This window comes from Moorena sp. SIO1F2 (genome assembly GCF_010672755.1).
Lineage (GTDB): Bacteria > Cyanobacteriota > Cyanobacteriia > Cyanobacteriales > Coleofasciculaceae > Moorena.
In genome coordinates this window covers 1-8,707 of the sequence record NZ_JAAHFV010000280.1, presented here as the reverse complement: position 1 = coordinate 8,707, position 8,707 = coordinate 1, and the positions used below count along the sequence as shown (strand labels likewise).

At 45.3% G+C, this 8,707-nt stretch carries 6 protein-coding genes; 4 read left to right on the top strand and 2 right to left on the bottom strand.

The features are described 5' to 3' along the window. Positions 1-268 precede the first annotated feature (268 nt). The 3 genes from F6J94_RS25285 to F6J94_RS25275 all read left to right on the top strand — a co-directional run bounded on the left by F6J94_RS25285 (position 269) and on the right by F6J94_RS25275 (position 3,829). Entirely contained in the window at positions 269-2,377 is a 2,109-nt protein-coding gene (locus tag F6J94_RS25285) for a protein-disulfide reductase DsbD (RefSeq protein ID WP_293045190.1), read from the top strand. Between the two features lie 357 nt (positions 2,378-2,734). Further along, on the top strand, positions 2,735-3,430 hold the full coding sequence (locus F6J94_RS25280; protein WP_293045188.1) for a redoxin domain-containing protein: 696 nt from the start codon (positions 2,735-2,737) through the stop codon (positions 3,428-3,430). A 147-nt stretch (positions 3,431-3,577) separates the two neighbouring features. Then, positions 3,578-3,829 (top strand): hypothetical protein, encoded by a 252-nt coding sequence (locus F6J94_RS25275; protein WP_367142268.1) that lies wholly within the window; start codon positions 3,578-3,580, stop codon positions 3,827-3,829. A gap of 473 nt (positions 3,830-4,302) precedes the next feature. Here the strand turns inward: F6J94_RS25275 and patD are convergent, their stop codons facing one another. After that, the gene (patD, locus tag F6J94_RS25270; RefSeq protein ID WP_293045186.1) at positions 4,303-4,677 is read right to left on the bottom strand and encodes a heterocyst frequency control protein PatD; all 375 of its coding nucleotides are present in this window, start codon (positions 4,675-4,677) and stop codon (positions 4,303-4,305) included. Positions 4,678-5,113: 436 nt separating this feature from the next. Here patD and F6J94_RS25265 point away from each other — a divergent pair, with 436 nt between their 5' ends. Further along, positions 5,114-7,378: a bifunctional (p)ppGpp synthetase/guanosine-3',5'-bis(diphosphate) 3'-pyrophosphohydrolase gene (locus F6J94_RS25265; RefSeq protein WP_293045184.1), complete on the top strand. Its 2,265-nt coding sequence runs from the start codon at positions 5,114-5,116 to the stop codon at positions 7,376-7,378. A 161-nt stretch (positions 7,379-7,539) separates the two neighbouring features. On the opposite strand, the gene F6J94_RS25260 is transcribed toward F6J94_RS25265, so the two are convergent. Further along, the gene (locus F6J94_RS25260; RefSeq protein WP_293045182.1) at positions 7,540-8,496 is read right to left on the bottom strand and encodes a ribonuclease Z; all 957 of its coding nucleotides are present in this window, start codon (positions 8,494-8,496) and stop codon (positions 7,540-7,542) included. Positions 8,497-8,707 lie beyond the last annotated feature (211 nt).

Below are 8,707 nucleotides of genomic sequence, written 5' to 3'. Positions count from 1 at the left end.
TGATTCGGCTTTTGAGTATGGTTAGATAAATTTGGCCAAAATCACGACTATTCGCGCTCCTTTTCTCCCCATCTCCCCATCTCCCCATCTCCCCATCTATTTTTGGCCAGAATGAAACAGCCCTACCAACTTTGGGGGGAACAAGAGTTAATTGGCTTCAGTCCCCCAAAATTGGGGGATTTAGGGGGCTTGGATGTAGCAAATGAGACTTCTCAGACAACCTCTTAGAAAAATCGTGTAGGTTAAACATGTGTTCAGTAGAGTCATCATGTTGCACCAACTCCTCACCTGGATCATAGCCCTAGCCCTAACCCTCTCCACTACCTTACTACCCATTGCTCCTGCCTCGGCTAACCCAGTCCAAACCGAGAACGTCGAGGTGCAATTAATCAGCGAAGTCATCAATATTCAACCTGGAACCCCCTTCTGGGTAGGACTACACTTCAATATCAATCCCGGCTGGCACACCTATTGGCGAAACCCTGGTGACTCGGGTCTTGGAGCTACCCTTAACTGGAACCTACCCCCCGGCTTTGAAGTGGGAGACATCGTGTGGCCCTATCCCCAGCGGCTACCCCTTGAGCCATTAATGAACTTTGGCTATGAAGAAGAGGTTACCCTACTCAGCCAAATCACACCCCCAGCTAACCTAGCTACTCCCGATTCCCTCCAACTCCGAGTAAAAGCGGATTGGCTCGTCTGTGAAGTAAACTGTATTCCGGAAGAAGGCACCCTCAACCTCACCTTACCAATTACCTCTAGACCTCCCTTAGTCAACCAACGGTGGGCAAAGGTATTTGAGCAAGCCCGTCAAGCTCTACCCAAACCCTCCCCATGGCAAGTCACGGTCACTATCGAACCAAAAGACTTAACCCTGCAAGTTGAAGCCCCGGAAATGGAAGAGGCTCAAATCCAAGAGGTGACCTTTTTCCCACATCAAGACGGTATCATTAGCAACCCAGCGCCCCAAAACGCAGAACTTAATCAAGATGGAATCACCTTGCGATTGCAGCGAGGCTATCTTAGGAAACTCGACCCAATCACTGGAGTGCTAGTGATTCGAGAATCCCTAGACAACCAATCTGTAGTCCAAGCCTTCACCATTGAAGCCGCAGTAAGCAATGAAATAGGCAAAACCGCCCCAACCCCAACCCAACCCCGATGGGAAGTGCTGCTGCTAGCATTACTCGGAGGCATAATCCTAAACCTGATGCCCTGTGTCTTCCCAGTGCTATCCCTCAAAGCACTCAACATAGTCCAAAAATCCCAGAAAAGTCCCAAGCAAGTCAGACGCCATGCGATCGCATTTACTGCAGGCATTCTGGTCAGTTTTAGCGTAGTCGCCAGTGTGCTATTAATTTTGCGATCGCTAGGGCAACAAATCGGCTGGGGATTCCAGCTACAATCCCCCGTTTTCGTGACCTTAATGGCATATCTAATGTTTGCCGTTGGCTTAAGTCTATCGGGAGTCTTTATCTTCGGTGCTTCCATCATGGGAATTGGGCAACGATTAACCACTCGCTCAGGATACATAGGGGAATTTTTCACAGGAGTCTTTGCCACCGTAGTAGCCACTCCCTGCACCGCACCATTCATGGCAACCGCCCTGGGAGTAGCCCTGACCCAATCCGTACCGATAGCGATCGCAATCTTTGAAATGCTCGGTCTCGGGCTAGCCCTGCCCTACCTAGCCATTAGCTTCACCCCAGGATTGCAGCGTATTTTACCCAAACCAGGAGCATGGATGGAAACCTTCCAACAGCTTCTGGCATTCCCCATGTACGCCGCAACCGCCTGGTTAATCTGGGTATTAGCCCAGCAAACTGGAACCAACGGTTTAGCAGCCGCCCTAGCAGGGCTAATCCTAATTGCCTTTGCCACTTGGTTGCACCAAAAAACCCGCCTACTCCCCCCTCTAGGAAAGCATTTGGGCTCAATCTGCGCCTTAGTCGCCCTAGGATTTTCCCTGAGCTTAGCCCAAGCTTCCACCACCACTCCTACTGCACTGACCCATAATCAAAATCAGGGAATCAAATGGCAACCCTATACCGCTGAACGACTAGTTAAACTAAGGGAATCAGGAAGCCCAGTATTCCTGAATTTCTCAGCATCCTGGTGCATTACCTGTCTAGTTAATGACCGTGTCGCCCTCAACCAGCCAGAAACCATAGCCGCCTTTGAGTCTAAAAAAATTGCCCTACTCAAAGCAGACTGGACTAATCGTGACCCAGCCATCACCAAAGCTCTAGAATCCTTCGGACGCAGTGGCGTACCCCTTTATGTCTTGTATCCACCAGACTCAGAATTTACCCAGCCTATTATACTACCTCAGATTCTATCCCCAGAGCAAGTTCAACGTGCCATCAAAAAACTATAGGAAAGGGAGTAGGGAGTAGGGAGTAGGGAGTAGGGAAGTAGCACCGTAGGGAATATGGCATCAAAAATTCTCACAATTAATTTAGGATACCTATAGCGTTTCTAGGACTCATGAGGTACACATAATTGTTTGACTATTGGCTCTTTCCTCTTCTCTCTTACCTGCTCCCTGGTCCGTTCGCGTAGCGTGGCCTACGGCCTCAGTCCCTGCTCCCTAAAACCCAGAGATTTGTACATCACAAGTGGTATAATTGCTATATAGAAAATTTAGGTAGAATTTAAGGAAATAGAAAATAACAAGCAGCAAGTGACAATTAACAAGTAATAATCAACAATCAACAATCAGCCATCAATAAACATGAACAACTTTCTCAAATTTAACGGTCAGAAAATCACCACGACTGGATTAGTAGCCCTAGCCCTAATTATCACTGGATGCCAGAATCCTCCCCTCACCAAAGATTCTAAAACTACAAGTCAAGCATCCACCGCAATTGCAGCATCATCACCATTACAGATTGATGGAAAAGCACCAGAATTCACTGGAGTTGATAGCAACAATACCACCCACAAGCTCAGTGATTTCAAAGGCAAAGTCGTAGTATTGGAATGGACTAATCACCAATGTCCCTTTGTCCGCAAACATTACAACAGCGGTAACATGCAGAAACTTCAGAAAGAAGCCACCAGCAAGGGAGTAGTGTGGTTATCAATAATCTCCTCAGCTCCAGGACAGCAAGGTCATGTCACCCCTCAAAAAGCCAATGAATTGATTAAAAGCAGTAGCGCTAATCCCACAGCAGTAATTATAGACTCCGAAGGCACCATTGGTCGTCTATATCAGGCTCGCACCACACCCCATATGTATGTTATTGATACTGATGGAGTCTTGAAATACATGGGCGCAATTGATAATAAACCCTCAGCTAATCCAGCGGATGTAGAAACTGCTACCAATTATGTCCAAGCTGCTTTGAATAGTGTTATCAATAATAAACCTGTGGAAAAAACAGTCACTCAGCCTTACGGTTGCTCGGTGAAATATAATAGTTAAAGGTGTAAGCAATTAGCAATCAGCAATCAGCAATCAGCATATCCTTAGATGGTCAAATCCCCAGACTTTCTATTATCATTAATCTCGAACTCTTAAATTCTACCAAACGAAGTTTATTTTAAGCTGACAACTGACAGCTGATAGCTTATAGCTTACATATTAGCTGTATCTCTAACAACTTGTAAAAATTGCTCAAGAGTAGGACAAGGATTAGTAATACGCCATGCGATCGCTAAAACAATTCAAGATCGTCATATTTGGGTACAAGTAGCACGAGGTCAGGTCAAGTTAGATAATTACTTGCTACAAGCTGGTGATGGTGCTGCTATTTCTCAAGCGGAATCTGTGATGTTAGTGGGTCAAGAGCAAGCAGAGGTGTTGCTGTTTGATTTGGCCTGAATCCAGATGAGCATCTGTAAATCTGAAGTTACCCGTTTCCCAGTTCCAGTTTATTGTAAGCATTCAGTTATCAACTCCTCTATCAAATACTCAGAAGTATAGCGCTACGCGCAAGGCATGCATGCATGCATGCATGCATGCAAAAGTTTACTATAATAGCTTTTCAGATTGTATCAATGTCAAACACCTTAATGCGTAGTGCTATAACCTTTTGAATCAAGCAATTGAATCAAGGAAAACTTAGGCATTTTCATGAAGGTCAAGAGTAGATGAATAGTGCTGGAAACCCCTCACGAAACTAATAGCTAAAAAATTTTGTAATTAATTATTTTCAATTAACCCTCAGAAACCCCACTGGTTTAAGACACTGGTGGGGTGAATTTGTTATTGGTGATTGGTGATTTACGAAATATCATTTGATGTTTCGTTTAAGTGATGTTTCGTTTCAGCTGCGTAAGTCCTAGGCAGGAGTATTATGGTTGTTCTTGAGATTGTTGCAGCCACCCTTGGCAGTACTGAATCAGGGTCTGAATGCGATCGCATACTCCCTTCTGCCTTAATTTGGCTGTCTCAGCACTCCGGGATGCCTGCAGAAGCATCAGGTCATTTTCCAATAATCGGATCTGTTTGTGAATTTCGGTTTTTAGGGACTGCCATCGAGAGACATAATCGAGAGGGATGTCTGAGGCACTAATACTAGCGATCTGAGTGATGAACAGCCCCTTTAGTGCTTGAAACTGCTGCTGATTTGCTGATCGGGCCACATCATCAGCGCCAATTTTGTAGTACATTTGTTCTAGGGCTTGTTGGAATTCTCGTAATGGTTGATTATGTGATTGAGATAACATTGTGAGCCCTATTAGCGTAAAATTATAAATGTAAAGAATTTTTTCTTTTTAAACAGGACTTACGCAAATGCTCCCTAAATCTCCCAATTCTGGGGGACTTTGACATCATTACCCCCCAAAATTGGGGGGCAGGGGGGCAAAACCAACTAAACTTCGTAAGTCCTATTAAAGACAAGGTAGTTACCAAAACAACAATTTGGCTCTGCCACTTAAATATTGAAGCAAGCTTCCATCTCTTTAAACTTGAGGATCCGGACAGCATTCTGGCTTGACGAAAAAGGAGGGTGAGAGGAAGCTTTACTTACAGTGATTGCTTACTCAGAAGGGTTTGGCTGCATGGATAGGCTTGCCACTCTTCTGAGTCAGCACTCATTTTGCTAGATTTCGGTTTTCCTCGACTCCAGTATCTATTTTTTTCTCTGAGGGGCAAATAATTATGGACGCGATCGCCACCTACTCTATTCTGAATTTTAACGTTGAGATTCCTGACTGGCTGCAATATTGCTTAAAAGCCGCTTCATCAGCGGCAGAGGAACCAGTCGGTGATCATACTTTGTTAATCGCTGAGGCATTTAAATTTGCTTACCAACTCCATGAAGGTCAGTACCGCAAATCTGGAGAGCCTTACATTGCCCATCCGATTGCAGTGGCTGATCTATTAAGGGATTTGGGCGGCAACTCTACTATGATAGCGGCTGGATTCCTCCATGATGTAGTTGAAGATACGGAAATTACTCCAGAAGAAATAGAATCCCGGTTCGGAGTGGAGGTACGAAATTTAGTAGAAGGGGTAACAAAACTATCTAAATTCAACTTCTCCAGTAAAACTGAGCGTCAAGCCGAGAACTTCCGCCGGATGTTCCTCGCCATGGCAGCAGATATCAGGGTAATCGTTGTGAAACTGGCAGATCGATTACATAATATGCGGACCTTGGAATACTTGAAGCCAGCAAAACAGGGTCAGATTGCCCAAGAAACCCGAGATATCTTTGCCCCCCTAGCCAATCGGTTAGGAATTGGTCGCTTCAAGTGGGAACTAGAAGATTTAGCCTTTAAATATCTGGAAAGGGATGCTTATCGGGAAATTCAGTCCTTGGTAGCAGAAAGACGCTCAGACCGGGAACAGCGGCTGAAGGAAGTCTCAGAACTTTTGCGAGAGCGCATTGAGAAAACCGGTGTTCATTGCGTTGATCTTAGTAGTCGCCCCAAGCACCTTTATGGAATATATCAGAAAATGCAGCGCCAGAACAAGGGGTTTAATGAAATCTATGATCTTGCTGCCATGCGGGTGATTGTGGAAACTAAAGAGGAATGCTACCGAGCCTTGGCTGTTGTTCATGATCTGTTCAGACCAATTCCAGGTCGGTTTAAAGATTATATTGGTTTACCCAAACCCAATCGCTATCAATCCCTCCATACCGGAGTGATTGGGTTTAATGGTCGCCCGATCGAAGTCCAAATTCGCACCCTGGAAATGCACCATGTGGCGGAATGGGGTATTGCGGCTCACTGGAAGTATAAGGAAACGGGTGGCTCTAATACTACTAAATTCACGGCTGATGACGAAAAGCTGACTTGGCTGCGGCAGTTATTGGAATGGCAGAAAGACCTGAAAGATGCTCAGGAATACATGGAAAACATCAAAGATAACCTATTTGATGAAGATGTCTATGTATTTACACCAGATGGTGATGTAGTCGCTTTGAGTCGGGGGGCAACTGCCGTAGACTTCGCCTATCGGATTCATACCGAGGTGGGAAACCATTGTGCTGGTGTACGAGTTAATGGGGAGTGGCGGGTACTTGATTCTCCTCTAAAGAATGGGGATATTGTAGAAATTCTCACCACCAAAAACGCTCACCCTAGTCTAGATTGGCTTAACTTTGTGGTAACAGCCAGTGCGAGAAATCGTATTCGGCAATGGTTTAAGCGATCGCATCGGGAAGAAAATGTGGCTCGGGGTCGGGAACTCTTAGAGAAGGAACTTGGGAAAAAAGGATTTGAAGCCTTGCTCAAATCAGCACCAATGCAAATTGTGGCGGAGCGCTGTAACTACCACAAAGTAGAGGATTTACTGGCTGGTCTGGGTCACGGTGCAGTGACACTCAACTTTGTAGTGAAACGACTACGGGAAGAACTACACGCTGGTTTAGACAATGAGCCAGGAGAAAGTGAAGTTATCCAAGAGTATTCTAGCTCTACCCCCATTCATCCCCAATCCCAACTTCCTGCTAAGACACATCCTATTGCTGGTGTAGAAGGACTACTGTATCGCCTTGCTGCATGTTGTAACCCCTTACCGGGAGAATCTATTATTGGGGTAGTCACTCGCACTAAGGGGATTTCCATTCATCGGCAAGGATGTGTGAATGTGGAAAATGTTTTAGGAGAAAGACTAGTACCGGTCAGCTGGAATCCCACTGATATCGATAACGGGCGTCCCCAAACCTACCCGGTGAATGTGCAAATTGAAGTCATTGACCGGGTTGGTGTCTTCAAAGACATTCTCTCTCGCTTAAGTGACCAAAACATTAATGTCCGTAAGGCTCAAGTCAAAACTCAGTATGGCAGACCAGCTCTAATTGACCTGTGTATTGATATTCTCGATCACCAACAACTCAACTGCAGCTTTGCCAAAATCCAACAAATGAGCGATGTGTTAAATATCCGGCGTGTTTCCCAGGTGGAGGAATGTAATTGAAGGTATGAAGGTTAGGAGGTTAGGAGGTTGAAAGTTAGAAGGTTGAAAGTTAGAAGGTTAAGACTTAACAGTCAAGATTCAACCAACAGTCAAGATTCAACCAACAGTCAAGATTCAACCAACAGTCAAAATTCAACAGATAACACTCAAACAGTCAAGATTCAACAAACAACTTGTTTTTCTTCTGAACGTCGTCTAGGCACCTCATAGGTGAAGAAATCATAGGCTAAGATGGTATTTGGGAAAATTGCCCGTGCTTCTTGAAGCAAATCATCTAACCTAAGGGGGTTTCCTGGAGCATAACGAGGACTGAAATGGGTCATAATTAGCTGTTTGACCCCTGCACCAAGGGCAACTTGGGCTGCCATGGTAGAGGTAGAATGTAAGCGCTCAATAGCCATCTGAGCGTCTTGATGGGCAAAAGTAGCTTCGTGAATCAAAACATCCCCATCCTTTGCCAGTTCAATGGCCTGCTCACAGAAGATAGTATCGGTACAATACACTACTTTACGACCAGTTTCGGGTGCTCCACACAAGTCAATGCCCTTAATCTCACGCCCATTAGGTAGGGTAATCGTTTCTCCCCGTTTGAGTTTACCGTAAAGAGGACCAGACGGAATTCCTAATGCGATCGCTTTTTCTACATTAAACCTGCCCGGTCGGTCTTTTTCACATATTCGATAGCCAAAGGCTGGCACACGATGCTCCAGGGGTAGACAGCTAACGGTAAATTCCTGGTCTTCGTAGAGTAAACCAGGTTTTACGGTGTGAACCTTAAAGGGGAATGCCAAATGGGTGCGAGAGTATTTTAGGCAAGCTTGGAGATAACTATCTAAACCCGGTGGTCCATAAATATCAACCCTGTCGATGTTTCCCGCTAAGCCACAGCTTGCCAACAGACCTGGGATACCAAAAATATGGTCGCCATGGAGGTGGGTAATGAACATTCGTCTGATCTGGCTGGTTTTCAGGTCACTCCGCAAAAGTTGATGCTGAGTACCTTCGCCACAGTCAAACAGCCAGACTTCTGCACGCTGAGGTAAGCGCAGCGCTACACTGGACACATTGCGCGATCGCGTTGGGACTCCGGAGCTAGTTCCTAAAAATGTAATTTCCACGCAGCCTGTTTTTGAATCTTCTTGTATATATAGTACACAGCCTGAGTCTGATCATGCTCAATGTGCAAAGCCTGTGAACGTATTTAGGGAATAGGGAATAGGGAATAGGGAATAGGGAATAGGGAATAGGGAATAGGGAATAGGGAATAGGGAATAGGGAATAGGGAATAGGGAATAGGGAATAGGGAATAGGGAATAGGGAATAGGGAAT

Bases quoted from the DNA above. Each gene is read 5' to 3' on its own strand.
- patD (WP_293045186.1), bottom strand. From the start codon at position 4,677: ATGTTATCTCAATCACATAATCAACCATTACGAGAATTCCAACAAGCC.
- F6J94_RS25280 (WP_293045188.1), top strand. From the start codon at position 2,735: ATGAACAACTTTCTCAAATTTAACGGTCAGAAAATCACCACGACTGGA.
- F6J94_RS25265 (WP_293045184.1), top strand. From the start codon at position 5,114: ATGGACGCGATCGCCACCTACTCTATTCTGAATTTTAACGTTGAGATT.
- F6J94_RS25285 (WP_293045190.1), top strand. From the start codon at position 269: ATGTTGCACCAACTCCTCACCTGGATCATAGCCCTAGCCCTAACCCTC.